Below are 25,514 nucleotides of genomic sequence, written 5' to 3'. Positions count from 1 at the left end.
TCGAACTACCTTTCCGGCACTGTGTGTCGCTGACGCGGAGGGGATAACGTCGAGGGGCAAACGCTATCGACCCGTCCGTGGAGCGAAGACCGTCATTGGTCCCAGTCGGGGTGCTCCACACTCATCGTCCACCACCGGGCAACAGTCCGTAACTGGACGGGTGACGACCGTCACGAGATCATGCACGATGTGGGATCGTGATCAAAGAGGTTGCGGATCGACTCGCACCACATCACAGACATAGTTCGGAACCGCAAGTATTGTGCCGGGAACACCTGAGCTCGAGCACGGGAGACTTTGAGTTGTCTGGTCACCACACGATTGCCGAGACCGAGAAAGCCGTCCAGGCCAAGCTCGGTGCGGTGCCGCTGCATCGCGAGCAGATGGCGGCGGTGTCGAACATCCACCGCGCCGCCACCGCGATCCGCCAGCACCTCGAGAACTCGGTGCTGCGCACCAGCGATCTGACCTGGACCGGCTTCGTCGTGCTCTGGGTCGTGTGGATCTGGGGCGAGATGGAGACGCGCTACGTGGCCGAGGAGGCCGGGATCTCCAAGGGCACCCTGACCGGCGTCGCCAAGACGCTGCAGTCGCGGGGCCTGCTGGAGCGCCTCGGGCACCCGACCGACGGGCGGCTGGCCGTGCTGCGACTCACCCCCGAGGGTGAAGAGCTGATGGCCGACCTCTTCCCCAAGTTCAACGAGGAAGAGGTCTTCGTCTCCGACCCGCTGGAGTCGTCCGAGGCCCAGTCGCTGGCCGAGATGCTGCGCCGGATGGTCACGCACCTGGAGGCCAACGGGGAGCAGCGCCGGCTGGACCTGCGCGGGGACACGCCGTTGCCGCCGCGCCGGTCGGGACGCCGGGCCAAGCACGGCTGACGGCTGCGCTCGTTGTGGGCGACTCACCGGGGGTGAGTCGCCCAATTTGACGTTCGGTCGGGGTCTGGGTGGGCAGAGGGTAGTTCGCTGACCAGTGCGTTCGGGTCGGGTTCCCGCGCTTCAGCGGGCAGGGACAGCTCACCTGCTGCCCCTGCCCGTGACCGGCTCGGCGCCGCTCAGAGCAGGCTCAACACCCGCGCGTGCAGCGTGTCCAGGTAGTCCTCGGACTCCGGCTTCATGAGAACGCTCCGCAGCACCCGAGCCCCGTCCGCGTCCGCCGCCACCCCGGGATGCCGAGCCGCGAACGCGTCCTTCGACGCCCGTGCCACGCTCAGGAAGACCGGGTCGACGGGGGCGTTCATGCCGGTGTCCATCACACGGTGCGAGGCCGCGTCCACGGCCGAGAGGGTCAGCGGGTCGGTGCGCGGGAAGTACGTGACGATGTCCAGCTCGGGCTCCTGGTAGAGCTCCAGCGCCTCCGATTCGCGGATCATCGACGCCCACCGCACGGCTGCCCGGCGTCCGGCCGCCAGGACCTCGCCCAGGCCGTCGCGCGTGAGGGGCAGCAGCCGCAACGTCAGCCACAACCCCGCCGCCGCGGCGCCAGCCCGGGAGCATTCCAGGCTGATCTCGCCCAGGTGCATCTCGTCGGACGTGAAGTACGTGTAGGGGGAGTCGTGCAGGTAGAAGCGGCCCACGGAGGCGTCTCGGAACAGGACCGCGCCGCAGCCGTACGGCTGTAGGCCGTGCTTGTGCGGGTCCACCACCACGGAGTCGCATGAGGCGATGGCATGCCACGGCTCGGGGGCCAGGTCGGTGCCCGCCAGCAGCGTGAAGAAGCCGCCGTACGCGCCGTCCACGTGCACCCGTGCGTCGTAGCGGCGTGCTACGTCCAGCACGAGGTGCACCGGTTCGATGGCGCCCAAAGCGGTGGTTCCCGGGGTGACCACGACCGTGCCGACCTTGCCGGTGCGGAGGAGCTCTTCGAGCGCGTCCAGGTCCATGCGGCCGAGGCCGTCCACGGCGACAGGGAAACCCTCGATGCCCAGGACGCCGCACATGCGTGAGTGGGTGTAGTGCGCCTCGGAGGAGTAGGCGACGCCACGGCCTGGGTGCAGCGAACGGGCTACGAACAGCGCCTCCAGGTTCGCGATCGTGCCGCTGGAGGTGAGGTGGCCGAGGTGCTGGTCGCCGTAGCCGAACATCCTCGCCAGGTCCGAGACGACCTCGCGTTCCATGGCGGCGGTGGCGGGGCCGCCGTCGAGGGCGTGGTTGTTCGGGTTGATCAGCATCGCGGACAGGTAGCCGACGACGGCCGCCGGGTGCGGCGGCTTGAGCATCTGGCCCGCGTAGCGCGGGTGGAAGAACGGGTAGTTGTCGCGGAGGCGGTCCTGGAGCTCGGCCAGCGCCGAGCCGAAGAGGGCCGGGTCGACCTGCAGGGACGAGTGGGGTGTGAAGGTGCCGTAGTCGGCCGTCCACTTCTCGTGGTTGGCCAGCGCCTCGTTGAGCCAGTGCTGAAGATCCACCGCGCACACCCCACTCGTTCCCACGCACGTCCTGATGTTCGAATTTGGACGTTACGGCAGACCCCAGCGCGGTGACGAGCCGTTGGCTTTCACATCACGTGCTGAGACGTCGGGGCGTGTGCCGCGGCGGGAGACGACGGCGCTCTGACCTCGGCGAAGCGGGATTTCGACGGCAGAGCCACGAATTCTGTGGTCGAGCCGGCGCCCCCACGTGTCGCGGACGTCGATGTCGCCCGTGATTCCGTGCTCCAGCAACAAAGGCGAGCCCGCCTCGGAACGCACCTTCACCCAGTCGGTGCGGCCGCCGGAGCGCGAAGCGTCCACAAGGAACGCTCCTTGCGTGCGCAACGACGAGATGGAGGCATCGGCCCAAGTGGACGAAACCGACGGGAAGACGCGCACGACGCCGTTGTGCGACTGGACCATCATCTCCAGCACGGCCTGCGCGGACATCAGCGGCGACTCGATGGCGAGGTTGCCGCCCTCGCGGTAGAAGGTGTTCTCGGTCAGCACGGCGTTGGAGCCGACCTGGTTGCGGTCGAGGAAGTAGCGCAGGAACGCGAGCGCCTCCTCCGGACGGCCCATCGCCGACGCCATCGCGGACGCGGCACCGTAGCTGTAGCCCGCCCACGCCCCGCGCCGCGAGACCCAGTGGTCGAAGGTCTTGTCGATCAGGGCGCGGTGCTCCGGCATGTCGTACGTCAGCTCGCGCAACGGGTAGAACCACAGCATGTGCGAGAAGTGGCGGTGCGAGTCGTTCAGGGCGACGTCACGACCGATCAGCACGCCGTCCGGGCCCTGTGCGTACGGCACGAGCCGTTGAGCGATGTCACGCCAACGCGGGTTCTCCTCGACGGAGAGCAGCGTGCGCACGCCCCAGCGGATCAGCGAGAGGTCGTACGTCGTGTCCGTGGCGTTCGCGTACTCCGGTGAGCGCGTCTCGGGCAGATGCAGCTTTCCGTCCGTTCCCTCGACGAGGAACCGAGCGTAGTAGTTGACGGCCTTAGTAAGGATGGGGAACAGGACGTCCTTCAAAATCCGGCGGTCCATCGTGTGCCGGTAGCCCAGCCACACGTTGTGGCAGGCCCACAGAAGATTGCCCGTATGGTCGTTCGGCGCGACGCCCGGAACGCCGCAGTAGCGCGGTCCCGACCGCAGCGTGCGGTCACCGGGGTGGCAGATGGCGTACGAGTTCCCGTCGCGGTAGGCGGGGTTCACGTTGAGTTCGAGGTTGTGCTCGAACCGCTTCAACGTCGTCGTCACCGCGTCCAGCTCGTGGTGGTTCGAGCCGTTGACCAGCGGATACGAGATCTGGACGTTCAGGTTCCACCACACGGCCGTCCAGCTGTTGCCCTGCTCGGGGAACCACGGGCCCCACTCGGAGATCACCGGGGCGTCGGCCCTCGTCGCCGCCGCCATCTTGTAGAGCTGCAACCAGTAGAAGCGCTGCACCAGCTTGTCCGGCACCGAGACCAGCGACTTCGCGTAGTAGGCGTTCCACCAGCGACGATGCTGCAACACCAGCACCTCGAACGGGATCGCGTGCGCCTGGCGCACCTCGCGGATCGCGTCAGACGTGTGCGTGTCCGCAGGGTGTGTGTACGCCACGTGCGCTGCGAACCGGTCGTCACGGGTCTGCCAGGCCGTGGTGTAGCCACCGCCCGCGAGCAGCGGTTGTGCGGCGTAGGAGACACCGTTCGCGGTGCCCAGGGTCGGCGCCGGGTTGGCCGTGTAGTCGGCGGGCCTGCGGATCTGACGGGTCGTCGACGACTCCAGCGGCTGGAAACCCCAGGTCACGTCCCCGTTCACGAACGCGAGGAACGTGCTGCGCGAGTTGTGCACGAGCATCCTGAACGACGCACTGCCCTGAGTCGTCGTCACCGAGCCCGTGAGCTCGGCGTTCCACAGGTCGAGCGTCCAGTCGACGGCCGTGATCGCGCCGGCGAACCGCAGGGTCAGGTACCCGATCGGCAGCCGGGACAGGCCGATCGCCGCCTCCCAGTGGTCGCGCTGGTCCTGCACCTCGGAGTGGCTGAGCATCAGCTTCAGTTCGTCGGCGGTACGGCCCGCGTACACCTGGACGCCGAGGAAGCCGTTGGCGAGAAAGGGACTATCGCCCCAATTCGCCGGAAGTCGCCGCCATTCCACGCGAGCGTCCCCGACCACGTCCCGATGCACGCTGTGACCCGATGTCTCGGGTGCGGCGACGGCGGTGCCCACCCCGAGCGCGGAGACCCCCACGGCTGCGCCCGTCCCGTACAAAAAGGTTCTACGCGACAACTCTGTCACTGATCGTCCCTCCGTGCCGTGGCGGCGGCGGAACGGATTCAACCGCAGAAGTCATCCGATGACTAGCGGCGTACTTGAGCGTTGACAGAGATGTGTGAGCCAAATGTTGTTGCACAACCCTGGCCACAGCGGGGGAATGGCAATTAGCGTCTCAGCTCATGTCACCTGTTGCCATGCACATGAGCGACGGTCTGCTGAACGCGCCGGTGTCGATCGTCTTCCTCGTCGTCGCGGCCGTGGGCGTCGGCTTCGCGTTGGTCAAGGCCAGTGCGGACCTCGACGACCGCACGGCGCCGATGGCGGGCCTGGTGGCCACGTTCATCTTCGCCGTCCAGATGATCAACTTCCCGATCCTGCCCGGCGCCTCCGGCCACCTGCTCGGCGGCGCGCTCGCGGCGATCCTGGTCGGCCCGTGGGTCGGCGCGCTGTGCGTGACGATCGTCCTCGTGGTGCAGGCGCTGCTGTTCGCGGACGGCGGCCTCACGGCGCTGGGCGCGAACGTCACGAACATGGCGCTGATCGGCACCGCGGCCGGGTTCGTCGTCGCCGTCGCCCTGCGCAGGTTCGCCGAGAAGGGCAAGGGCGGTCTCGCGGCCGTCGCGTTCATCTCGGCGTTCGTCAACACGCTGCTCGCCGCCACCGGCTTCATCGTCGAGTACGCCATCGGCGGCGCGGGCGGCGTGGAGATCGGCAAGGTCGCGCTGCTGATGTGGGGCCTGCACGCGCTGATCGGCATCGGTGAGGGCCTGATCACCGCCGTCACGGTCACGTCGGTCGCGTCGATCCGGCCCGACCTCGTCCACCTGCTGAAGGGCAGCCGCAAGCCGCTGGAGGTGCGGTCGTGAAGAAGTTCTTCATCGGGTTCGCGTTCGTGTCGCTGCTGATCGCGGGGGTGCTGTCGTACTTCGCGTCGGGTGACCCGGACGGCCTCGACAAGACCGTCGAGGACACCGGGATCGCCGAGCACGCGCAGGAGCACCCGTTCTCCGGCAGCACGTTCGCCGACTACGCGCTCGGTGGTGACGACAAGTTCACCGGTCTCGCGGGCGTCCTCGGCGTGGTCGTGGTGCTGGCGCTGTCGTTCGGCCTCTTCTGGGTGCTGCGCAAGAAGTCCGACGCGCGGTGAGCGGCGCCCACGACGTCCTGCACCACGCCGGCGACTCGCCGGTGCACCGCCTCGCGCCCCACGTGAAGATCCTCGTGGCGTTCGGGGCGGTGCTGGGCGTCGTGGCGACCCCGCGCACGTGGTTCCCGCTGTTCGGCGTCTACCTGCTGGTGGTCGTCGCGGTGTGGTTCGTGGCGCGGGTCCCCGTGCTGTGGTTCGTGAAGCGCGCGGTGATCGAGACGCCGTTCGTCGTGCTCGCGTTCCTGCTACCGGTCTTCGGCACGGACCCGCGCACCGAGTTCCTCGGCTTCTCCGTGTCGGTCGAGGGCTCGCTCGCGGGCTGGAACATCCTCGCGAAGGGGACCCTGGGCGTCCTGATCAGCCTCACGCTGGCGGCCACGACGGCACCGGGGGACCTGCTGCGCGGCCTGCAGGTGCTGAAGGTGCCGGCGCCGCTGATCATGATCGCCACGCTGATGCTCCGCTACGGCGAGGTCGTCGTGGGCGAGGCGAAGCGCATGCGCGTCGCCCGCATCTCCCGTGGTGACGACCCGCGGTTCCTGTGGCAGGCGGGCGCGGTGGCGCGGTCGGTCGGCACGTTGTTCATCCGGTCCTACGAACGCGGAGAGAGGGTGCACCTCGCGATGGTGTCGCGCGGCTGGACGGGCAGGCCGGGAGGCTCGGCGACGATCGTGCCCGAGACCGCGGCGGCGCCCGCGCTGGAGGTCTCGAAGCTCGCCTTCGCCTACCCGGACGGGCACCAGGCGCTGTTCGGCGTCGACCTGCGCGTCGAGCACGGCGAACGCGTCGCGGTGCTCGGCCCCAACGGTGCCGGCAAGACCACGTTCGCGTTGCACCTCAACGGTGTCCTCTCCGGCGGCTCCGGGTCGATCTCGGTCGCCGGGCTGGAGGTCCGCAAGCAGAACCTCCGCGAGATCCGCCGCCGCGTCGGCCTCGTCTTCCAGGACCCCGACGACCAGCTGTTCTGCCCCACGGTCTTCGAGGACGTGGCGTTCGGGCCGCGCAACTTCGGCCTGTCCGATGTGGACGCGCGCGTGGCGAAGGCGTTGGGAGCGGTGGGGATGGAGTCGGTCGCGGACCGCTCGCCGTTGCACCTCTCGGGTGGTCAACGCCGCCGCGTCGCCCTGGCGTCGGTGCTGGCCTGCTCGCCGGAGGTCCTCGTGCTGGACGAGCCGTCCGCGAACCTCGAACCGGTGGCCCGCCGAGAGCTCGCCGAGCTGCTGCTCTCGCTGGCCCCCACCATGCTCATGGTCACGCACGACCTGCCGTTCGCGCTGCAGATCTGCCCCCGCAGCGTGCTGATCGACGACGGCGTGGTCGTGGCGGACGGCCCGACCCGCGAGATCCTCGCCGACACCGAACTCCTCGCCCGCCACCGCCTCGAACTGCCCTACGGCTACCGGCTCGACTGAAGGCCTTTCAGCACGATCTCCAGCAGCACCGCGGGATTCGCCCCTTCCTGCATGCTCTGCATGAGCCCCTTCATCAACGCGATCAGGTCCACGGCCGTGATGTCCGCACGCACCGCCCCGGCCGCCTGGGCGTCGGCGAGCAGGGAGCCGATCGCCGCCTGCATGGACTTGCGCAGCTCGGTCGGCACGGTGATCGCGTCGGACAGGTCGCGCTTCACCGCGGCCTCGTCCGCCATCCGGCCGAGGAACGCGAACAACGCCGCTCCCGGATCGTCCGACGGCTCACCCGCCGTCGCGATCATCGCCGCGACCCGCTCCTCGGTCACGGCCTGGAACAGCGCCTGCTTCGTCGGGAAGTGGCGGTAGACCGTGCCGGGCCCGACCCCCGCGCGGGTCGCGATCTCGTCCAGCGGCACCTCGAAGCCCTGCTCCGCGAACAACTCCCTGGCCGCTTCCAGCACCTTCGCGCGATTGCGCGCCGCGTCCGCCCTCACCGTTGCCAACCGGGGCGTGCGTTCCGTATCGTCCTAACCGGGGTCACCGTTCCGATTCTACGTTGGGGGCACGACATGACACGCACACCCGAACAGATCGTCGACCACGTCCGCCGCATGGTGGCGGGCGAGCAGACGCACGGCCAGTTCGCCGACCTCTTTTCCGAGGACGGCGTGATGGCCTACCGCTTCCCGACGCACCACCAACCGGCGGAGATCCAGGGCCGCGAGGAGATCCGCGCCTACTTCGGCAAGGTCCGCGGCGCCTCCGTCCGGGACAGGATCGAGGTGCAGAGCGTCGAAGCGCAGTGCTGGCGCACCAACGACCCGGCCGTCGCCGTAGCCGAGATCACCCACCGCGGCTGGTCGAAGGTCAAGCAGGACTACTACACGTTCACCGCCGTCGCGATCATCCACTTGCGCGACGGCGAGATCGTCCGTTACGACGACTACATGAACCCGTTGCTGCTCACCGAGTTGCTGGGAGTCTGATGGACCTGTCCGCCTGGTGCTCCGCCGAACTGGGGAGCGCGGTGGCCGAGGTGTTCTACGAGCGCGTCTCGCTCTCCTCGGTCTTCGGCGTGCGCCTGGCGGACGGGCGCGAGGTCTACGTCAAGGCCCGTGAGGACGACGGTCGCGCTGCCCCCTGCCTGGCGGCGCAGGCGTCGCTCGCGGCGCGAGGATTTCCCTGTCCTCGCCCTTTGACGGCTGTTGTGGTCGTGGACGGGCTGGCGGTGCACGCCGAGGAGGCGCTGCCCGGCGGTTCGATGCTCCTGGGCAACTCTCCTGCGGTGGCGGTCCGGTACGCGGAGGTGTTCGCGTGGTCCATGGCGTTGCTGGAGGACGTCGCCGTGCCACCACCGGTGCCCGCTCCGCGTTGGGCCCGTTGGGACCACACGGATCCGGGGCTGTGGCCGGCCATCGACTTCCTCGACGCGCGGGACCAGGGTGTGGTGCCGCCGTTCGTCGTCTCAGCCGCTCGCCGCGTGCGCAAGCGGTTGCTGGCCACCTCGCTGCCGTGCGTGCTCGGCCACGCCGACTTCGAGGCGCAGAACCTGCGGTGGCAGGGCGACGTGCTGGCCGTGCACGACTGGGACAGCCTGGCGTGGCAACCGGAAGCCGCTCTCGTGGGAGCGGCCTCCGGCGCGTTCGCCAACGCCTCGCCACCGAGCCTGGTGCCTGTGGAGAGCTCGGCGGCGTTCATCGAGGCCTATCAGCGGGTTCGCGGGCGTGCCTTCTCCGTGGAGGAGAGGGAGGTCGCGTGGGCTGCGAGCCTGTGGACCGCCTTGCACAACGCACGGTGGGAGGTGCTGCACGGCGATCCGACGCCGTCAGGTGACGCTGTGCGCGACCAAGGGACCGAACGCCTCCGGCTCGCGGGCGCGTGAACGTCGGGGTGCGCCCCCTCCCGGCGCACCCCGGCGCTGTCGGCGTCAGGTGACGACGATGTGCACGAACGCGTTCACGGAGTTCTTGCACTGATCACCGGTGCCGTTGTCGTGCGAGTAGTACCCGTTGTCGCTGTAGTTGTCGTCCTGGTAGCCCAGCACCAGCTTGACGGGGCCCCTGCCGGGCACCACCAGCGGCCGGCCGACCACGTCCAGCAGCCGGTCGAGGGTGCCCGTCGCGCCGGGAATGGTGATCAGACCGTGGTAAAGCCCGTTGTCGGACGCCGGGTCGACGTACCGCTTCCAGGTTGCGCCGTGCCCGCCGGTCTGCACGCAACCACCCCCGCTGACGAGGACGTGGTCGCCGGGCAGGAATGAGAAGTTGTAGGTGAACTCCTTCTGGTTCACGATCGGTTCGCTGACGTCGCAGACGATCGGCAGCGTCGTGCCGAAGCAGCCGTCGCTCAGGTGGTCGTCCTGCGCCAGGAACGCGGGAACCCTGCTGACGTTGCGGTTGGCGGTGCTCGCGGTCTGGTCGACGGCGGCCGAGGCCGTGCCCCACGCCGCCAGCGCCAGCGCGCCGGCCACCAGCGGTACGACGAGCCGCCTGAAGATGTTTCTCCTGATCATGATCGATCCCCTCTCACGGTGTGTTGCGAACACTGGCGCCGAGGGTGGGGGACCTGGGCTTCACCGGCGCGTAATGATCGTGGAATTGCCTGCTCGGAAGCGCTATGCAGGAAGGGGGTGATGGCGGTGGAGCTTCGGGTCCTGGGCGATGTGGAGGCGTGGCGCGAGGACCGGCGGATCGAGCTGGGGCACGCGCGGCATCGGTGTGTGTTCGCGGTGCTGGTGGTCGAAGCCAATCGTGTGGTGACGGTGGAGCAGTTGCTGGACCGCGTGTGGGCGGACCGGTTGCCGCACAGGGCACGGCGGGTGGCGAGCACCTACGTGTCACGGTTGCGGCGGGTGTTGGCGGGCGACGTCGCGATCGTGCGGCGGGGCGGTGGATACGTCCTCGAGGTCGATCCGGAACTGGTGGACCTGCACCGGTTCCGCCGGCTCGTGGAGCAGGCCCGCGGGCTGCCGGGCGCGCGGGCGCTGGCCTTGCTGGTGGAGGCGGCGGGCCTGTGGCGGGGTGAGGCGTTCGAGGGGCTGGACACGTGGTGGCTCGCCACGCTCCGCGAAGGCCTGGCCCGGGAACGGTTCTCCGCCGACCTCGACCGCGTGGACCTGGCGCTCGCGCAAGGCAGGCATCAGGCCCTGTGCGCCGAACTGGCCGAGCGGTCGGAGGCGTACCCGGTGGACGAGCGGGTCGCCGGGCAGCTGATGCTCGCCCTGTATCGCAGCGGTCGTCAGGCCGAGGCGCTCCTGCGGTTCGAGAGCATCCGCGCGCGCCTGGCCGACGAGGTGGGTACCGATCCCGGTCCGGAGCTGACCGGCCTGCACCGGCGGATCCTGACCGCGGACCCCGCTCTCGTCTGCGGCGTCACACCGGACGTGCCCAGGCAACTGCCGGCGCCACCAGCGCTCACGGGCCGCGAGACCGAACTGGCGCTGCTGGACGAGACGCCCGGTACGGTGTTGATCTCGGCGATCGGCGGGGTCGGCGGGATCGGCAAGACGTGGCTCGCGCTGGCGTGGTCGCACCGCAACCTGGACCGGTTCCCCGACGGGCAGCTGTTCGTGGACCTGCGCGGGTTCAGCCCCGCGGCGGAGCCGATGCCCCCGGCACCTGCGGTGCGCGGGTTCCTCGACGCACTGGGAGTCGAGCCCGACCGGATCCCGCCGGGCCTGGACGCCCAGGCTGCGCTGTACCGGAGCCTGGTCGCCGACCGGCGGATGTTGATCGTCCTGGACAACGCGGCCACCGCCGAGCAGGTGGTTCCGCTGCTGCCTGGCAGCCCGGCCTGCACGGTGCTCGTCACGAGCCGCACCAGGCTGGCGTCCCTGATCGACCGGCACGGCGCCCGCCACCTGACCCTGGACGTCCTCACCCGGCAGGAGGCCCGCGCCCTGCTGGCCGCGCGCGTCGGGGCCGCCGATCCCGGCACCGTCGACGAGCTGGCCGAGTTGTGCGGGGACCACCCGCTCGCTCTGGCGATCGCCGCCCGCGACGCCGGCACCCGCCCGCTGGCCGAGGTCGCCGCCGAACTGCGGGAGCTTGGACTGCGGATGTTCGACCACGCCACCGATCCCGCGGCGAGCCTGCCCACCGTGCTGTCGTGGTCCCTGCGCCGACTCACCGGCGAACACCGCACCACGTTCGCGCTGCTGGGCATCGCGCCCGGCCCCGACATCACCCTGCCCGCCGTGGCCGCCCTCATCGGTACGACCGCCGCCCGCGCACGCACAGCGTCGTCGGCGCTGGAGGAGGCGTCCCTGCTGAGCCGCCGTCCGGGCGGCCGGTACACGATGCACGACCTGGTTCGCGCCTACGCCGCCACCACCGCCCACGACCTGCCCGGCGACGTGCGGGAGGCGGCCCTGGTGCGGGTGGTGGACTTCTACCTGCACACCACCCACGCTGCCGACTGCGTGCTCAACCCCGCGCGCCCGCCCCTGGGACTCGACCCGCCCGCACCCGGCGTGCGCCCACATCCTCTGCCGGACGTCACGGCGGCGATGGCATGGCTGGAGGCCGAGCACACCACCCTGCTGGCCGTCCAGCGGGCCGCGGCCGCCTCCGGCCGCCATCAGGTCGTCTGGCACCTCGCCTGGGCCCAGGAGACCTTCAACTACCGGCGGGGGTACGTGCGTGACGCGCGCACAACGTGGCGGGCCGCGCTGGACGCAGCCACGCAGCTTCCCGACCCCGCCGCTCGCAGCCGCGCCCACCGGTTCCTCGGCTTCGCCTGCAGCCGGTCGGGTCTGCACGAGGAAGCCACCGCAAACCTGGAACAGGCGCTCGAGTTGTCCCTGCGCCACGGCGACGACGTCGAACAGGCGCACACCCACCGGGTGCTCGCGATCGCCTGGGAACGACGTGGAGACGAGGGGCGCGCCCTGAAGCACGCCCAGCACGCCCTCGACCTGTACCAGGACCTCGACCAGCCGGCGTGGAAGGCCGACGCGCTCAACGCCGTGGGCTGGTACGCCGCCCGCCTGGGCGATGTCGACACCGCCCGCGAACACTGCCAAGCAGCCCTCGTGCTGCATCGACGCCACCACAACCCCGACGGTGAGGCGGACACCCTGGACAGCCTCGGGTTCATCGCCCACCGCACCGGTGACCACCGTCAGGCCCTCGTCCACTACCACCAGGCCCTCACCCTGTACCGCACCCACGTGGACGCCTACATGGTCGCGGACACCCTCGACAGCCTCGGACATCCCCACGCCGCGCTCGGACAGCACGAATCGGCACGCGCGGCATGGCGGGAGGCGCTGCGGCTGTACCGGGAGCAGGGGCGTGACCACGACGCCGAGCGGGTGCGACGACAGCTCGGCGAATGAGGTCAGATCGGCTGGGAGCCGGCCGCGCGCCGCCGTCGTTCGGCCAGCACCGCCGACAGGTACGCGTGCGGACCCGTGTACTCGGACCGGGGCGACCTCACAGCGACCCCCACGTCGTCCGACAGCCGAGACCCCAGGTCCCACCGGGCCGCCTCGGACAGCTCCTGGTACCGGCTCAGGTACTGCCGCACCGCCAGCACCAGCTCCTCCGGCAGCTGCGACAGGTCGAGGCCGGACGCCCACTCGGCGAGCTGCGGCGGCATCGTGGCGAGCTCCACCTCGCGCTTCGGCACGCGCGTGTGGATCACGACGGTGCCCGCCAGGTAGTCGCCGACCCGCTTGCCCCGCGGCGAGAACAGGGAGACGAACAGGGCGATGGCGCCCGCCAGGCCGAGGACCCAGAAGTCGACGATGAAGCCGCCGAGCGCGCGCACCAGGGCGTGGCGGAAGCGGATCGCGCCGCCGTCGTCACGCACCACCCGCAGGCCCATGACGAGCTTGCCCAGCGAACGGCCTCGCGTCGCCGTCTCGACGGCGGTCGGGTAGCCGATCATGACGACGATCAGGATCGAGATCGCGAGCGCCGACTGCAGCGCGCCGTCGATGTCGACCGGTGCGAGCACGAACACCAGCACCAGCAGGCCGAACTGCACGGCCACGTCGAACGCGAACGCGACCGCCCTGCTGGCGAGCTGTGCGACGCGCAGGTCCAGAACTACCGCTTCACCCGTGACTAGGTCCCCCACGCGGATAGTGTGACCCATCGTGGATCTGGACGTGTTCATCGAGCGCCACCGCGAGTCGTGGCAGCGGCTCGAGGCGCTGGTCAAGCGGTCCGGCCGGCTGAGCGGCGCCGAGGCCGACGAGCTGATCGAGCTCTACCAGCGGGTGACGACGCACCTGTCGGTCGTGCGCAGCCAGACCCCGGACCCGGCCACGGTCGAACGGCTGTCGTCGCTCGTCGCGCGGGCGCGGTCGGTGCTCACGGGCACGCACGTGCCGGCCTGGCGCACCTTCACGCGGTTCTTCACGCACCGGCTGCCCGCCGCGATCTACCTCGGCTGGCGCTGGTGGGTGCCGGCCGGGCTCGCGTTCTACCTGGTCACCGGCCTCGTCGCGGCCTGGATCGCCACCAACCCCGACGTGCAGGCGTCCATCGCCGCGCCGGAGGAACTGCGCGAGATGACCAGGGCCGGCGGCGGGTACGAGTCCTACTACTCCAGCGATCCGGCCGGGTCGTTCGCGGCGAAGGTGTGGACGAACAACGCCTGGGTCGCCGCCGCGTGCCTGTTGCTCGGCGTGCTGTTCGCGATCCCGCCGATCTACCTGCTCTTCACCAACGCCCTGAACGTCGCCGTCGGCATCGGGCTGATGTTCGGCGCGGGGCGTGGAGGGCTGTTCCTCGGACTGTTGGCGCCGCACGGGTTGTTGGAGCTCACGGCCGTGTTCGTCGCGGCGGGCATTGGCATGCGGCTGGGCTGGCAGGTGATCGACCCCGGCAAGCGCACGCGGGCCCAGGCGCTCGCGGCCGAAGGGCGGTCGGTCGTCGCGGTGGCGCTCGGACTGGTCGTGGTGCTGCTCGTGTCCGGTGTGCTGGAGGGGTTCGTGACGCCGTCCGGCCTGCCCACGTGGGCGCGCGTCGGCATCGGCGTGGTGGCCGAGGTCCTGTTCCTGCTCTACGTCTTCGTGATCGGGCGGCGGGCCGCGCAGCAGGGCGAGACGGGTGACGTGGACGCGAGCGAACGTGAGGACGTCGCGCCCGTCTCCGTCTAGAGCTTGCCCGCGGCCTTCAACGAGAGATAGCGGTCCGCGAGAGCGCGCGGCAGCTCGTCGGGCAGTGCGTCCACGACGTCGACACCGTGCCGTGCGAGCAACGCCGTGAGACGGCGCCGTTCGGCCAGTGTGCGTTCTGCGGCGGCGGCCGAGTAGACGGCCTCCAGGTCACCCCGTCCGGCCGCCATCGCGTGCACGGCCGGGTCCGCCACCGAGGCGATCAGCAGGTGGTGCCGGGACGCCAACGCCGGCAGCAGCGGCAGGAGGCCGTGCTCGATCGACGGCTCCAGCGACGTCAGCACCACCACCAGGGAACGGCGGCCGGACCGGCGCAGGACCTCGGCGACGGCCGCGCGGGCGTCGAACTCGACCAGTTCGGCCTCCAGCGGCGCCATCGCCTGCACCAGCGCGGGCAGCGCGGCTCGCGGCACGGAGGCGCGCACCTTGGTGCTGAACGCCAGGAAGTCGACCTGGTCGCGGGCCTGCGAAGCCAAGGCGGACAACAACAGCGCGGCGTCCATCGACGTGTCGAGGCGCGGCAGGCCACCCAGCGCGCCCTCCACGCGGGCCGCCGAGGTCCGGGCCGTGTCGACGACGATCGTCACCTGCCGGTCCCGTTCCGGCCGCCAGGTCCGCACCACGACGTCCGACGACCGGGCCGACGCACGCCAGTCGATCGACCGCACGTCGTCACCGATGACGTACGCGCGCAGCGAGTCGAACTCCGTGCCCGCGCCACGGATCAACGACGCGCGGCGGCCGTCCAGTTCGCGCAGCCGTTCCAGCAGAGGGGGAAGGTGACGCCTGCTGTGGAACGGCGGCAACGCGCGCACGGTCCACGGCACGACGTGCGAGCCCTGCCGTGCGGCAATGCCCAACGGGCCGTGGGAACGCACGGTCACACGGTCTGCCGTGCGATCGCCACGACGTACTGGCCGTAGCTCGAACGACAGCACACGCGAGCCGCCAGCGGGCACGTCGACCGCAACCCGGTCGTTCACCACACCGGCCGAAGGCGCCCATCCGTCCCGGAGAACGCCACGCAGCCGACGTCCGGGATTGTGCACGGTCAGCTGCACCGCACAAGGCTCTCCCGTCCGCACGGAAGTCGCCCCACCGCGCGAAAACGTCAACGGCCGGACAGGAGCCGCCAACCCCAAGTCGACGGCCACACACGCGAGCAGCACCGCGAACACGACGAGAATCCCTTGCCACGACGGCAAGAGCAGTCCGACGACGAGGACGCCGACGAGCGCGAGCAGCCCCGCGCGACCCGTGAGCGCCACGTCAGCGCGGCACCTGAACGGAGCCGAGCACGCCGTCCAGCACGCCGTCCGCCGTCACGCCCTCCAGTTCGGCCTCCGGACGCAGCTCCAGCCGGTGCCGCAACGCGGGCCGTGCGAGCGACTTCACGTCGTCCGGCGTCACGTAGTCACGGCCCGAGAGCCACGCCCACGCGCGTGCGGCAGCCAGCAAAGCCGTTGCGCCACGCGGAGAAACGCCCAGACGCACAGCAGGGGACTGGCGAGTCGCACGGCACACGTCGACGACGTACGCGATGACCTCAGGAGCCACGGTCAACGCGCGCACGGCGGCCGCACCGGCATCGAGGTGTTCAGCCCCCGCGACCGCGGACAACCCGGAGAGGTCACGCGGGTCGAACCCGGACGCGTGCCGGGTCAGGACGTCGATCTCGTGCTCCCGCGCCGGAACCGGCATCGTCACCTTCAGCAGGAACCGGTCGAGCTGCGCCTCGGGCAACGGGTAGGTGCCCTCGTACTCCACCGGGTTCTGCGTCGCCACGACGATGAACGGCGACGGCAGCGGCCGGGTCTTGCCGTCCGCGGAGACCTGCCGTTCCTCCATCGCCTCCAGCAACGCGGCCTGCGTCTTCGGCGGCGTCCGGTTGATCTCGTCGGCCAGCAGCAGGTTCGTGAAGACCGGGCCCTCGCGGAACGAGAACGCCGCGTTGTGCGAGTCGTAGACCAGCGACCCCGTCAGGTCGCCGGGCATCAGGTCCGGCGTGAACTGCACGCGCGTCGTCGACAGGTCCAACGCGCGCGCAAGAGCACGCACGAGCAACGTCTTCGCGACGCCCGGAACACCCTCCAAGAGCACGTGTCCCTTGCACAGCAACGCGAGGATCAGCGACGTCACGGCGGCATCGTTGCCCACCACGGCCTTGCCGATCTCCGCGCGCAACGCCACCAGCGCCGTGCGGGCTTCCTCGGTGGTGACCACTGCCGTCATCCCTTGCGCACCTCGTTCTCCACAGCGTCCAGTTCAGCGGCCAGCGCGACCAGCCCCCGGTCGTCCACCGGCCCGTCGTCGTACAGCAGCGCCCGCACCGAAGTGGCGGAACGCGAGGTCCGGCGGGCGATCTCCTCCGACGGGTCGTCGCCCGGAGGCACCCCCAGCAGCGGCGCCAGCCGGTCCCGGGTCGCCTGCCGCAGCACCGCGGCGGCGTGCGAGGCCGCGTGCGACCGGCGGTACAGCCGGGCCCTGCCCTCCACGGTCTCGGCGGCGCGCACGACGACCGGGAGCGGTTCGGGCACCACGCGGCCGAGCCTGCGCGCCCGCCACAGCGCGATCACCACGGCCGCGATCCCGAGTTGCAGCGCGGCGAACTTCCAGCCGTCCGGGATCAGGTCCGTCAGCGACTTCTGCTGCGCCCTGTCCGCCGCCGACGGCACGTACCAGACCAGCCGTTCGTGCTGGCCCAGCAACGACAACGCGAGCGCCGCGTTGCCCTCGGAGTCGATGTCGCGGTTGGTGAAGATGCCGCCGTACCCGAGCGTCGTGACGCTGCCGGTGCGCACCAAAGTCGAGTCGTAGCAACGCTGTTCGCCCTCGTAGACGAACCCGCCCATGGTCGCCGCGCCGGCCCTGTCGGCCAGCGGGCAGCCCGGCTGACGGGTCTCGGGCTCCACCCGCGCCACCCCCGTGGCGGGCGCGAGGAGCACCGTCGCGGCGGCCCGGCGGCTCAGGTCCGCGAGGCGCTCCGGTTCGATCAGGTTCGGCTGCGGCACGAACAGCGTCGCGCCCTCCACGGAGAACGCGTCGTCCGTGAGCTCGACGCGCACGCCGTTCTGCTCCAGCAGGTCGGCGAGCGCGTGGCTGCCCTCCGGCCGGAACGAGCGGGGGTCGAGCGCGCCGCCCTCACCGCTGCCGCGCAGCAACGTGATCACGATCGCCGCGAAGAGGACCACCACGCCGATCAGCAGCGGGCCGCGCGCGGCCGTCCAGATCCGCCGGGCGTCGGGGGAGACCGCCGTCATCCGCGCACCTTGCCGTCCACGGACACCAGCTGCCGGTACCCCTCCGCCGTCGCGGGCCTGCCGCCGTACCAGACGTCGTCGAACTGCACCGCCGCTCCGCGCAGGTCGTCGGCGAGCACCGGAAGCGCCCGCCCGGCCTCGAAGGCCACCTCGTCCACGGTGCGCCCGGCCCGCGCGTCGAGCACGCCGCGGTGCTCCAGTTCGCGCACCACCGCGCGGAAGCGTTCGCGCACGGCCTCGGCGAAGTCGCCCGCCGCCGCGGCCTTCTCGGCGGCTGCGCGGTGTTCCGCCGCGGTCATGACGGTGGTGCCGAACACCTTGTCGCCCGAGCGCAGCGCACGGCCCGTGCGTCCGACACGGAGCCTGAAGATGATGACGATCAGCACCACGACGGCCACGACGACCGTCACAGCGGTGATGCCGCTCATGCCACCCGCCCCGGCGAAGAGTTCGCCGAGGCGGGTGAGCACCCAGTCGATGGCGCGTTCCAGCGGGTTCGGGTCGTCGGAGACGTACGCCGGGTCGCTGAGCTCCCGGACGGCCGCCTCCCTCGCCTCGTCGCGGCCGAGATCTACCGGTACGTCAGAGACCGCCATGCCCTGCGGCCCGCTGGAGTTCGATGTCCATGCCCTCGGAGCGCATCCGGCGGTCGACGTAGACCAGCACGGTCACCGCGGAGCTGAACGGCAGCGTGATCGTCGAGGCGATGATCGCGCCGATCGTCGACAGGACCAGCGAACCGATGCTCAGCGCCGCCGTCGGGTCGGCCGAGAATCCGGTCGTCGCCGCGCCCAGCAGGCCGAACGGGAGGCTGATGATCCAGCTGATCACCCAGCCGATCACGACGGTGAGCAGCAGGATGCCGAACGTCCGCCACCAGGCGCCGTCCACGAGCTTCTTCGAGCGGCCGAACGCGGCCGTGACACCGCAGCGCTCCAGCACCAGCGCGGGCGTGACCAGGGCGAACAGCACCCACAGCCAGACGCCGGGCACGATGCAGAGGACGAAGCCGATGGTGATCACGAGACCGGAGAGCAGCGTCGCGCCGAGCAACGGCAGCAGCCGCGGCTTGAACTCCTCCCACGCCTGCTGGAACGTCACCGGCTTGCCCAGCACGGCGTGACCCACGATGACCGTGATGAAGCCCGACAGGAACACCGTGCCGATGAGCAGCAGCAGGATGCTCAGGAACGCGCCGGTGAAGATGCCGACCAACGTGTCCGTGAGCTGGTCGATCGCCTGTTCCTGCGTCACCGTGTTCGGGTCGAGCGTCGCGACCGCGGTGAGGTCGTCGAGGAACGGCAGCTGCGCCAGCAGGCCGACGATCTGCGTGATCGCGGCGACCACGGCGGCCGCGCCGATGATCAGCTTCGGGTAGCGGCGCATCGTCGTGATGGCGCCGTCGACGATCTCCCCGACCGCGAGCGGGCGCAGCGGGATCACACCGGGCTTGATCGTCGGCTGCGCTCCGGGCGGCGGCGGGGCGTTGTAGCCGTACTGCGGCCCCGGCTGCTGGCCGTACTGCGGCTGGCCGGGCTGCTGCGGCTGGTTCTGGGGCTGGTCGGGTGACGACCAGCCGGGCGTTTCGGACATCTCGGCTACCCCCGGTCGTGGTGTGAGCGGCATCTTGCCAGATCAGCCCCACCGCCACCGGGCAACACGATCACGAAACGAGCTCGGTCCGCGCCTTGGCCGGTGTCGTGCGCCGCATGCCCGCGCTGACGCACCTCCTGACCACCTGCGGCTGCTCGCGCATGAGCCGCAGACCGCGCCGGACGAGCGTCGGCACCGGCTTGCGGGCCTCGGCCACGTCCCGGGCGAACCGGCGCACGAACGTCACGGGCGGACTGGGCGCGAGCACGATCGCGTCCCGCAGCACCCCGGCCTCCCGCGCGCCCTGGACCAGCAGGTCCGCGAACAGGCCCTCCGCGATGAACGCGGGCGCGTCGCCGAGCTCGATCACCTGCGTGCCGACCGCGCGGTCCTCGCTGATCGAGTAGACCGGCGCCTCGACCCGTCCGGTGTTCGAGAGCTCGATGATCGCCTGCAACGCCTTGTCCGCGTTCCACGAACCGATGTCGTCCCAGTCGGCCCTGCCGTGCTCGTCGCGGGGCAGCAGCGGGTCGTCGCCGTCGCGGTAGAAGTCGTCCAGGCGGAGCACGGGCCAGCCGAGGTGGGCGGCGAGAGTCGACTTGCCGGAGCCGGAGGGTCCGGCGAGCAGCACGGCACGGGGGATGGGCACGGAACGCGATCCTCCCACATGACCTAGGCTCGAACGCATGAGCGAAGGTCTGTTCGACGAGGGCCTGTTCGGCGCCACCGAGGAGGAGAAGGCCGAACGGATCGCGGCCAACGCGCCGCTGGCCGTGCGGATGCGTCCGGCCACGCTGGACGAGGTCGTCGGCCAGGACCACCTGCTCGGACCGGGTGCGCCGCTGCGGCGGCTGGTCGAGGGCGCCACGCCGGCGTCCGTGATGCTCTACGGGCCTCCCGGCACCGGCAAGACGACCCTCGCGACGCTGGTGTCGAAGGCGACCGGCCGCCGGTTCGTGGCCTTGAGCGCGCTGTCGGCGGGCGTCAAGGAGGTGCGCGCGGTCATCGACGAGGCCCGGCGCCGCCTGGTCCGGTCCGGCGAGTCGACCGTGCTGTTCATCGACGAGGTGCACCGCTTCTCCAAGACGCAGCAGGACGCGCTGCTGGGTGCGGTCGAGGACCGGATCGTGCTGCTCGTGGCGGCGACCACGGAGAACCCGTTCTTCAGCGTCGTGTCGCCGTTGCTGTCGCGCTCTCTCGTGTTGCAGCTCAAGTCGTTGACCGACGACGGCGTGCGGTCGGTGATCCAGCGCGCGGTGTCCGACGAACGCGGTCTCGGCGGGTCCGTGACGCTCGAACCCGACGCCGAGGACCACCTGATCCGCCTGGCGGGCGGGGACGCGCGCCGGTCGTTGACGGCGCTCGAAGCCGCGGCCGACTCGGCGCTGGCCTCGAACGGCGGTGTCATCACGCTTCCGCTGCTGGAGTCCACCGTGGACAAGGCGGCGGTGCGCTACGACCGCGACGGCGACCAGCACTACGACGTGACGTCGGCGTTCATCAAGTCGATCCGCGGCTCGGACGTCGACGCGGCCCTGCACTACCTCGCCCGGATGATCGAGGCGGGCGAGGACCCGCGGTTCATCGCGCGGCGGCTCGTCATCCACGCCAGCGAGGACGTCGGCATGGCCGACCCGACGGCGCTGCAGACGTGCGTGGCGGCGGCTCAGGCCGTGCAGCTCATCGGGTTGCCCGAGTGCGCGCTGAACCTCGCGCAGGCCACCATCCACCTCGCCACGGCGCCGAAGTCGAACGCCGTCACCACCGCGATCTACGCGGCGATCGAGGACGTCCGCAAGGGCGCCATCGGTTCCGTGCCCGCCCATCTGCGCGACGGCCACTACGCGGGCGCGGCGAAGCTCGGCAACGCGCAGGGCTACCGCTACCCGCACGACGTGCCGGAGGGCGTGCTCACGCAGCAGTACGCGCCGGACGACCTGGTGGGCCGCGACTACTACGAGCCGACCGGGCGCGGCAACGAGCGCGCCGTCGCGGAACGGCTGCCACGCCTGCGCAGGGTGATCCGGGGCGAGTGATCAGGCGAGCAGCTCGCGCAGGATCCGCTCCAGTTCGGTGCGGTCGCGCGGGGCGATCTTCGCCAGCCTGCGGTCGAACTCCGCCGAGAGCGCCGTGAGAGCACGGGTCCGCGCGTCCGCGCCCTCGGCGGTGAGCACGAGGCGGTGGCGCCGCAGGTCCGCGTCGTCGATCTCGCGCCGCATGAACCCCTTCGCGACGAGGTTGCGCACGTAGACCGTCATGCTCGCCTTGGGGATCACCAGCTTGGCGGCGAGCTCGGCCGGGTAGGGCGAGGCCGGTGCCTCGGCGAGCACGAAGAACTCCTTCGGGTCCAGGCCGAGCGCGGTCAGCTCCGCCGTGCAGGCGTCCAGCACGACGGTCAGCAGACGGTGGTTCAGCGTCCACAGCTCAGCGGCGTCGACGGGCATGGGTCCCTCCCGAAGTGGTACAGTTCGGAACTAGTTCAGTTACGTACTTTTGGTGTTGTTGAACTTGGCTATGTCCGAACGATACGGGAGGAGGGTCGCCCTGTGCTCCGCCACCTGACGATCCCGCGCGGGCCGATCGAGCTCGCGGCAGACCTGCACGTGCCCGACGACGAGTCCGCGCCGCCGCGGGCGGTCGTGCTCTCCACCCCCGGCAGCAGCGTCAAGGAGCAGATCGGCGCGAACTACGCGTCGCGCCTCGCCGCCAGGGGGATCACGGCCCTCGTCTTCGACCCCTCCCACCAGGGCCGCAGCGGGGGCGAACCGCGTGACCTCGAAGACCCGTACCGCCGCGGCGAGGACATCTCGTACGCGATCGACGCGCTGAGCACCCTTCCCGGCGTCGACCCGGAACGCATCGGTGTCCTCGGCATCTGCGCCGGCGGCGGTTACGCCGTGCACACCGCCCGCACCGACCACCGCATCAAGGCCGTCGGCACCGTCGTCCCCGGCGACATGGGCGCGTCGTTCCGCGGGTTCCAGCCGGACGGCCCGGTGGCCGCGCTCGACGCCATGGCGGCGGCGCGCACCGAGGAGAACCGCACCGGTGAGCTGACCCGCCTGAACTGGCTGCCCGACACGCTGTCCGACGCGGAGGCCGCGGGGCTGACCGACCTCGACACCACCCAGGCGATCACCTTCTACCGCACCGACCGCGGCCGCAGCGAGCACTCGACGAACCGCCGCCTGGCGCGCGGTGACGCGCTGCTGCTCGGCTACGACCCGTTCCACCTGGTCGACCCGCTCCTCACCCAGCCGCTGCAGGTGGTCCTGGCCGGCCGCCGTGGCAACACCGGCAGCTACGAGGCGGGAATGCGGCTGTGGGAGGCGGCACCGAACCCCGCCGACCTCATGGTCGTCGAGGGTGCGGGGCACTACGAGATGTACGACGTGCCCGAGTACGTGGACGCCGCGGTGGACCGGCTCGCCGCTTTCTACTCCGAGCACCTGTAGAGCCGCGTAGCTTCGGCGTGGTGACGATCAGAGAAGACTTCCTGACCACCGCTCACACAGCCCTCGGCCTCCTGCGCCACGAGCAGGTCGCAGCGAAGTGGGACCAGCCGAGCGCCCTGCCGGAGTTCGGGGTCAGCGGCCTCGCCGGCCACCTCGCCTACCAGGCGCTGCCGCTCCCGTCGATGATCCAGGCGGCTCCGGGTGACGAGCCGGTCGTTCCGCTGATGGAGCACTACGAGCGGGCCAAGTGGACGGATCTCGACCTCGACTCGGAGTTCCACACCCGCATCCGCGCGGGCGGCGAGAAGCTGGCCTCCGGAGGCCACGGCGACCTGTGCGAACGGTTCGAGCAGGCGCTGCTGGAGCTCGAGAAGTCGTTGCCCGGCCTGGAGAACCGCGGGGTGCGCATGCCGCACTGGGGACCGTGGGCGGTGGCGCTGGACGAGTACCTGGTGAGCCGGCTGATGGAGTTCGTCGTGCACTCCGACGACCTCGCGGTGAGCGTCGGCGTCGAGACGCCCGAGTTCCCGCGCCGCGTCCACGAGACCGTCCTCGACCTGCTGACCCGCATGGCGCTCAACCGACGCAGCGGGATCGACCTGGTGCGCGCGCTCAGCCGCAAGGAACGCGCACCGCGGGACATCACCGCTTTCTAGCGGTGTGGCGCAGAAGGTTGCCGGGGGAATTCGCGGTCAGACGGGTGCATCGTGGTGCCGCCCCCACGCTCTCGTACTGGTTGTACGGGGGCGTGGGGGCGGTGCCGCGAGGCGCCCTGCTGAGCGTGGATCACCTCGCCGACCTTCTGGGGCACACCACTAGCGCCCCGGTGCGTCGCGTTCCCTCCGGTCTGCGGCTCAGCGCCTGCACACCATCAGCAGCGCGACCTTGCCGGGCAGCACGACCTCGTCCGCCGCCACGAATCCGCCCGCCTCGAACGACCGAATCGCACGGGTGTTGCGGACGTCCGGCTCCAGCACGATCCGCGTGCAGTGCGGGTCGGCCTCGAACAGCGCGTCGGTGAGCCGGGGGAGCAGCGCCCGCACGAGCCCGCGGTCGGTCATCGCGAGGTCGCCGACCGCGAGGTTCAGGCCCAGGTCGTGCGGCCGCGCCTGGTAGCAGCCGCCGACGGCGTGCCTGGCCGCGCGGTAGACCTCGGCGTAGATCACCGGGCGGCCGTGCCAGCTGATCAGCAACGGCCGCACGTCGTCGCCGTCGAGCTGCGTCCGCAGCTCGGTCTCCCAGCGGGGCAGCGTCCAGGCCTGGCGCCAGAACGCGGCGACGTGCGGCGCGGAGTTCCACCGATGGACGAGGTGCAGGTCATAGCCGTCCGAACGCGCCACGCGGGCGTCCCACGGCATCGACAGCTCCGGGACCGGAGGCGGGCCCGCGGTGATCTGCGGCCGGTAGGAGTCCAGGTGCGACACCGGCTTCACGAGGCCTCCTGGGCGGATCAAGTTAGGGTTGCCTTACTCCACGCCTCAGGGCTGCCGCTGTCAAGCCCTGTGTGACGGGTATTTCACAGGCGGTGACGGCCGCGCGTCAATGAGCAGTCCCGTAGGTTCTCGTCATGCAGGAGACGCAGCGCGAACCCGTGCCCAGGGTCGACACCGGTGAACTCGCCGTCGCGCACGAGTTCCTCAAGTTCCAGCGGCACTGCGTGCTCAAGAAGACCGAGGGCCTCACCGACGAGCAGCTGCGCCGCGTGCTCGTCCCCAGCGGCACCTCGATCCTGGGGCTGGTCCAGCACCTCGCCGAGGTCGAGCGCGGGTGGTTCGCCCACCATCTCGCGGGAGGTCCCAAACCGGACGGCGACCTGGACATGGCCGTCGCGCCCGGACGGTCCGCGGCCGACGTGATCGCGGACTACCGGGCGGCGGCCGAGGACAGCGACCGGGCGATCGAGGCCGCGGGTGGTCCGGAGGCGCTGCTGGCGGTGCCGATCGACGGCGTGCGCATGACGCTGCGCTGGCTGCTCGCGCACATGAACACCGAGACCGCCCGGCACGCGGGGCACGCCGACGTCCTGCGCGAGCAGATCGACGGCACCACAGGTCGTTGAAGATCAACAAAACAGGCCGCCCACGTGGATGTCGGACCCACCCGGTAATCTCACCCGCAACCAAGCCCGAACGCCTGTTCACCAGGAGGATCTGTGTCGCCAGGGTGGCTCGCCGCCGGTGCCTTCGTGCTGCTCGTGCTGCTGCTGGCGATTCCGGCGTTCAAGGCCGCGCGCTTCTTCGACGAAGCGACGATCGCCATGCGCAAGGCCCACGAGAACACGGACCCGTTGTTCACCGAGGCCAACACGACGCTCACGCACGTCAACACGCAGCTCGAGCGCGTCGACGGCATCACCGCCAACGCGCGTGCCGTCACGGGCAACGTCTCCGCGCTCACCAGCCTGTTCACCGCCACGCTCGGCGGGCCGCTGGTCAAGGCCGCCGCGCTGTCCTACGGCGTGAGCAAGGCCGTCAAGGCCCGCCGCAAGGCCGCCGAGCAGCCGAACAAGCACGCCAAGCGCCGCCCGAAGCGGGGTGCGCGATGAGCCGCCTGTTCTGGTTCGGCCTGGGTGCCGCGGCCGGCCTCTTCGTCGCGAAGAAGGCCGCCGAGGTGACAAAGCAGGCGACTCCCGCCGGCATCGGCGCTAACGTGGGTGAAGGCCTGCGCGAACTCGCCGGCGCCATCGGTTCCTTCGGGGCCGAGGTGCGGCAGGGGATGGCCGAACGGGAACAGGAGTTGCAGGACACCGTGGAGCGTCAGACGGGATTCACGCCGGGGCGTCGAGCGCCCAGGGCGAACGGGAAGCACTGACCGTTCGCCTCGTGAGCGTGCCCTGACAACTCCCC

At 70.7% G+C, this 25,514-nt stretch carries 27 protein-coding genes and 1 pseudogene; 15 read left to right on the top strand and 13 right to left on the bottom strand.

Annotated elements, in window-relative coordinates:
* The first annotated feature begins 302 nt into the window (after positions 1–302).
* Positions 303–878 (top strand): MarR family winged helix-turn-helix transcriptional regulator, encoded by a 576-nt coding sequence (locus ND450_RS17980; RefSeq protein ID WP_030474059.1) that lies wholly within the window; start codon positions 303–305, stop codon positions 876–878.
* 176 nt (positions 879–1,054) lie between these two features.
* On the opposite strand, the gene ND450_RS17975 is transcribed toward ND450_RS17980, so the two are convergent.
* Positions 1,055–2,404, bottom strand: a complete 1,350-nt coding sequence (locus ND450_RS17975; RefSeq protein ID WP_253327236.1) for an aminotransferase class V-fold PLP-dependent enzyme — start codon at positions 2,402–2,404, stop codon at positions 1,055–1,057.
* A gap of 51 nt (positions 2,405–2,455) precedes the next feature.
* Positions 2,456–4,582, bottom strand: a complete 2,127-nt coding sequence (locus ND450_RS17970; protein ID WP_253327235.1) for a glycoside hydrolase family 95-like protein — start codon at positions 4,580–4,582, stop codon at positions 2,456–2,458.
* A gap of 269 nt (positions 4,583–4,851) precedes the next feature.
* On the opposite strand from ND450_RS17970, the gene ND450_RS17965 reads away from it, so the two are divergent.
* The 4 genes and pseudogenes from ND450_RS17965 to ND450_RS17950 all read left to right on the top strand — a co-directional run bounded on the left by ND450_RS17965 (position 4,852) and on the right by ND450_RS17950 (position 7,231).
* Complete coding sequence (locus tag ND450_RS17965) at positions 4,852–5,538, top strand: energy-coupling factor ABC transporter permease (protein ID WP_253327234.1); 687 nt, start codon at positions 4,852–4,854, stop codon at positions 5,536–5,538.
* Positions 5,535–5,819 carry a PDGLE domain-containing protein gene (locus ND450_RS17960; RefSeq protein ID WP_089926346.1) on the top strand — a complete coding sequence of 95 codons (285 nt, stop codon included), beginning with the start codon at positions 5,535–5,537 and terminating at the stop codon, positions 5,817–5,819. The genes ND450_RS17965 and ND450_RS17960 overlap by 4 nt, the downstream gene beginning before the upstream one ends.
* A pseudogene (gene cbiQ / locus ND450_RS17955) lies at positions 5,816–6,454 on the top strand (cobalt ECF transporter T component CbiQ); the annotation flags it as partial. The gene ND450_RS17960 and the pseudogene cbiQ, both read left to right, overlap by 4 nt.
* Positions 6,443–7,231 (top strand): energy-coupling factor ABC transporter ATP-binding protein, encoded by a 789-nt coding sequence (locus ND450_RS17950; protein ID WP_253327945.1) that lies wholly within the window; start codon positions 6,443–6,445, stop codon positions 7,229–7,231. The pseudogene cbiQ and the gene ND450_RS17950, both read left to right, overlap by 12 nt.
* On the opposite strand, the gene ND450_RS17945 is transcribed toward ND450_RS17950, so the two are convergent.
* A complete protein-coding gene (locus tag ND450_RS17945; protein ID WP_245786654.1) occupies positions 7,216–7,725 on the bottom strand; it encodes a TetR/AcrR family transcriptional regulator in 510 nt (169 codons plus the stop codon). The two genes, ND450_RS17950 and ND450_RS17945, sit on opposite strands and share 16 nt — an antisense overlap.
* A 75-nt stretch (positions 7,726–7,800) precedes the next feature.
* On the opposite strand from ND450_RS17945, the gene ND450_RS17940 reads away from it, so the two are divergent.
* Together ND450_RS17940 and ND450_RS17935 are read left to right on the top strand one after the other, a co-directional pair.
* On the top strand, positions 7,801–8,217 hold the full coding sequence (locus ND450_RS17940; RefSeq protein WP_253327233.1) for a nuclear transport factor 2 family protein: 417 nt from the start codon (positions 7,801–7,803) through the stop codon (positions 8,215–8,217).
* Positions 8,217–9,113 (top strand): phosphotransferase, encoded by an 897-nt coding sequence (locus tag ND450_RS17935; RefSeq protein WP_253327232.1) that lies wholly within the window; start codon positions 8,217–8,219, stop codon positions 9,111–9,113. Before ND450_RS17940 ends, ND450_RS17935 begins: the two co-directional genes overlap by 1 nt.
* A gap of 45 nt (positions 9,114–9,158) precedes the next feature.
* Here ND450_RS17935 and ND450_RS17930 read toward each other — a convergent pair whose 3' ends face one another.
* Positions 9,159–9,743 (bottom strand): hypothetical protein, encoded by a 585-nt coding sequence (locus ND450_RS17930; RefSeq protein WP_253327231.1) that lies wholly within the window; start codon positions 9,741–9,743, stop codon positions 9,159–9,161.
* A gap of 120 nt (positions 9,744–9,863) precedes the next feature.
* Between ND450_RS17930 and ND450_RS17925 the strand changes: the two genes are divergently transcribed.
* Positions 9,864–12,569, top strand: coding sequence for a BTAD domain-containing putative transcriptional regulator (locus ND450_RS17925; protein ID WP_253327230.1), 2,706 nt, complete (start codon positions 9,864–9,866; stop codon positions 12,567–12,569).
* A gap of 2 nt (positions 12,570–12,571) precedes the next feature.
* Here ND450_RS17925 and ND450_RS17920 read toward each other — a convergent pair whose 3' ends face one another.
* Entirely contained in the window at positions 12,572–13,315 is a 744-nt protein-coding gene (locus tag ND450_RS17920; RefSeq protein WP_253327229.1) for an RDD family protein, read from the bottom strand.
* Between the two features lie 19 nt (positions 13,316–13,334).
* Between ND450_RS17920 and ND450_RS17915 the strand changes: the two genes are divergently transcribed.
* Positions 13,335–14,342, top strand: a complete 1,008-nt coding sequence (locus ND450_RS17915; protein ID WP_253327228.1) for a stage II sporulation protein M — start codon at positions 13,335–13,337, stop codon at positions 14,340–14,342.
* Here ND450_RS17915 and ND450_RS17910 read toward each other — a convergent pair.
* The 6 genes from ND450_RS17910 to ND450_RS17885 all read right to left on the bottom strand — a co-directional run bounded on the left by ND450_RS17910 (position 14,339) and on the right by ND450_RS17885 (position 19,862).
* Positions 14,339–15,628: a DUF58 domain-containing protein gene (locus ND450_RS17910; RefSeq protein WP_253327227.1), complete on the bottom strand. Its 1,290-nt coding sequence runs from the start codon at positions 15,626–15,628 to the stop codon at positions 14,339–14,341. The two genes, ND450_RS17915 and ND450_RS17910, sit on opposite strands and share 4 nt — an antisense overlap.
* Position 15,629: 1 nt before the next feature.
* Positions 15,630–16,592, bottom strand: a complete 963-nt coding sequence (locus ND450_RS17905) for a MoxR family ATPase (RefSeq protein ID WP_253327226.1) — start codon at positions 16,590–16,592, stop codon at positions 15,630–15,632.
* Complete coding sequence (locus ND450_RS17900) at positions 16,589–17,620, bottom strand: DUF4350 domain-containing protein (RefSeq protein ID WP_253327225.1); 1,032 nt, start codon at positions 17,618–17,620, stop codon at positions 16,589–16,591. Before ND450_RS17900 ends, ND450_RS17905 begins: the two co-directional genes overlap by 4 nt.
* A complete protein-coding gene (locus tag ND450_RS17895) occupies positions 17,617–18,216 on the bottom strand; it encodes a DUF4129 domain-containing protein (protein ID WP_253327224.1) in 600 nt (199 codons plus the stop codon). The genes ND450_RS17900 and ND450_RS17895 overlap by 4 nt, the downstream gene beginning before the upstream one ends.
* Positions 18,203–19,213 carry a YciC family protein gene (locus tag ND450_RS17890; RefSeq protein WP_253327223.1) on the bottom strand — a complete coding sequence of 337 codons (1,011 nt, stop codon included), beginning with the start codon at positions 19,211–19,213 and terminating at the stop codon, positions 18,203–18,205. Before ND450_RS17890 ends, ND450_RS17895 begins: the two co-directional genes overlap by 14 nt.
* Before the next feature lie 70 nt (positions 19,214–19,283).
* On the bottom strand, positions 19,284–19,862 hold the full coding sequence (locus ND450_RS17885; RefSeq protein WP_245786655.1) for a uridine kinase: 579 nt from the start codon (positions 19,860–19,862) through the stop codon (positions 19,284–19,286).
* A gap of 37 nt (positions 19,863–19,899) precedes the next feature.
* Here ND450_RS17885 and ND450_RS17880 point away from each other — a divergent pair, with 37 nt between their 5' ends.
* Positions 19,900–21,249, top strand: a complete 1,350-nt coding sequence (locus ND450_RS17880) for a replication-associated recombination protein A (RefSeq protein ID WP_253327222.1) — start codon at positions 19,900–19,902, stop codon at positions 21,247–21,249.
* Here the strand turns inward: ND450_RS17880 and ND450_RS17875 are convergent, their stop codons facing one another.
* A complete protein-coding gene (locus ND450_RS17875) occupies positions 21,250–21,657 on the bottom strand; it encodes a MarR family winged helix-turn-helix transcriptional regulator (protein ID WP_253327221.1) in 408 nt (135 codons plus the stop codon).
* A 102-nt stretch (positions 21,658–21,759) separates the two neighbouring features.
* Between ND450_RS17875 and ND450_RS17870 the strand changes: the two genes are divergently transcribed.
* The gene (locus ND450_RS17870; RefSeq protein WP_253327220.1) at positions 21,760–22,668 is read left to right on the top strand and encodes an alpha/beta hydrolase; all 909 of its coding nucleotides are present in this window, start codon (positions 21,760–21,762) and stop codon (positions 22,666–22,668) included.
* 20 nt (positions 22,669–22,688) lie between these two features.
* Positions 22,689–23,324 (top strand): maleylpyruvate isomerase N-terminal domain-containing protein, encoded by a 636-nt coding sequence (locus ND450_RS17865; RefSeq protein ID WP_253327219.1) that lies wholly within the window; start codon positions 22,689–22,691, stop codon positions 23,322–23,324.
* Between the two features lie 198 nt (positions 23,325–23,522).
* Here ND450_RS17865 and ND450_RS17860 read toward each other — a convergent pair whose 3' ends face one another.
* Positions 23,523–24,101: a GNAT family N-acetyltransferase gene (locus tag ND450_RS17860; protein WP_253327218.1), complete on the bottom strand. Its 579-nt coding sequence runs from the start codon at positions 24,099–24,101 to the stop codon at positions 23,523–23,525.
* Positions 24,102–24,235: 134 nt separating this feature from the next.
* Between ND450_RS17860 and ND450_RS17855 the strand changes: the two genes are divergently transcribed.
* The 3 genes from ND450_RS17855 to ND450_RS17845 all read left to right on the top strand — a co-directional run bounded on the left by ND450_RS17855 (position 24,236) and on the right by ND450_RS17845 (position 25,479).
* The gene (locus ND450_RS17855; protein WP_253327217.1) at positions 24,236–24,727 is read left to right on the top strand and encodes a DinB family protein; all 492 of its coding nucleotides are present in this window, start codon (positions 24,236–24,238) and stop codon (positions 24,725–24,727) included.
* A gap of 93 nt (positions 24,728–24,820) precedes the next feature.
* Positions 24,821–25,213 carry a DUF948 domain-containing protein gene (locus tag ND450_RS17850; RefSeq protein WP_089926401.1) on the top strand — a complete coding sequence of 131 codons (393 nt, stop codon included), beginning with the start codon at positions 24,821–24,823 and terminating at the stop codon, positions 25,211–25,213.
* Positions 25,210–25,479: a hypothetical protein gene (locus ND450_RS17845; RefSeq protein ID WP_089926404.1), complete on the top strand. Its 270-nt coding sequence runs from the start codon at positions 25,210–25,212 to the stop codon at positions 25,477–25,479. The genes ND450_RS17850 and ND450_RS17845 overlap by 4 nt, the downstream gene beginning before the upstream one ends.
* The last annotated feature ends 35 nt before the right edge of the window (positions 25,480–25,514 follow it).

The organism is Lentzea sp. HUAS12, from assembly GCF_024125735.1.
In the GTDB taxonomy this organism is placed as follows: Bacteria; Actinomycetota; Actinomycetes; order Mycobacteriales; family Pseudonocardiaceae; genus Lentzea; species Lentzea albida.
Note: the sequence above shows the minus strand (reverse complement) of the source record. Positions and strands in the feature narration are given on the sequence as shown.

Coding starts and splice junctions, on each gene's coding strand:
- ND450_RS17965 (WP_253327234.1), top strand. CDS start 4,852: ATGTCACCTGTTGCCATGCACATGAGCGACGGTCTGCTGAACGCGCCG.
- ND450_RS17950 (WP_253327945.1), top strand. CDS start 6,443: ATGGTGTCGCGCGGCTGGACGGGCAGGCCGGGAGGCTCGGCGACGATC.
- ND450_RS17940 (WP_253327233.1), top strand. CDS start 7,801: ATGACACGCACACCCGAACAGATCGTCGACCACGTCCGCCGCATGGTG.
- ND450_RS17935 (WP_253327232.1), top strand. CDS start 8,217: ATGGACCTGTCCGCCTGGTGCTCCGCCGAACTGGGGAGCGCGGTGGCC.
- ND450_RS17930 (WP_253327231.1), bottom strand. CDS start 9,743: ATGATCAGGAGAAACATCTTCAGGCGGCTCGTCGTACCGCTGGTGGCC.
- ND450_RS17925 (WP_253327230.1), top strand. CDS start 9,864: ATGGCGGTGGAGCTTCGGGTCCTGGGCGATGTGGAGGCGTGGCGCGAG.
- ND450_RS17905 (WP_253327226.1), bottom strand. CDS start 16,592: ATGACGGCAGTGGTCACCACCGAGGAAGCCCGCACGGCGCTGGTGGCG.
- ND450_RS17900 (WP_253327225.1), bottom strand. CDS start 17,620: ATGACGGCGGTCTCCCCCGACGCCCGGCGGATCTGGACGGCCGCGCGC.
- ND450_RS17895 (WP_253327224.1), bottom strand. CDS start 18,216: ATGGCGGTCTCTGACGTACCGGTAGATCTCGGCCGCGACGAGGCGAGG.
- ND450_RS17890 (WP_253327223.1), bottom strand. CDS start 19,213: ATGTCCGAAACGCCCGGCTGGTCGTCACCCGACCAGCCCCAGAACCAG.
- ND450_RS17880 (WP_253327222.1), top strand. CDS start 19,900: ATGAGCGAAGGTCTGTTCGACGAGGGCCTGTTCGGCGCCACCGAGGAG.
- ND450_RS17875 (WP_253327221.1), bottom strand. CDS start 21,657: ATGCCCGTCGACGCCGCTGAGCTGTGGACGCTGAACCACCGTCTGCTG.
- ND450_RS17855 (WP_253327217.1), top strand. CDS start 24,236: ATGCAGGAGACGCAGCGCGAACCCGTGCCCAGGGTCGACACCGGTGAA.
- ND450_RS17845 (WP_089926404.1), top strand. CDS start 25,210: ATGAGCCGCCTGTTCTGGTTCGGCCTGGGTGCCGCGGCCGGCCTCTTC.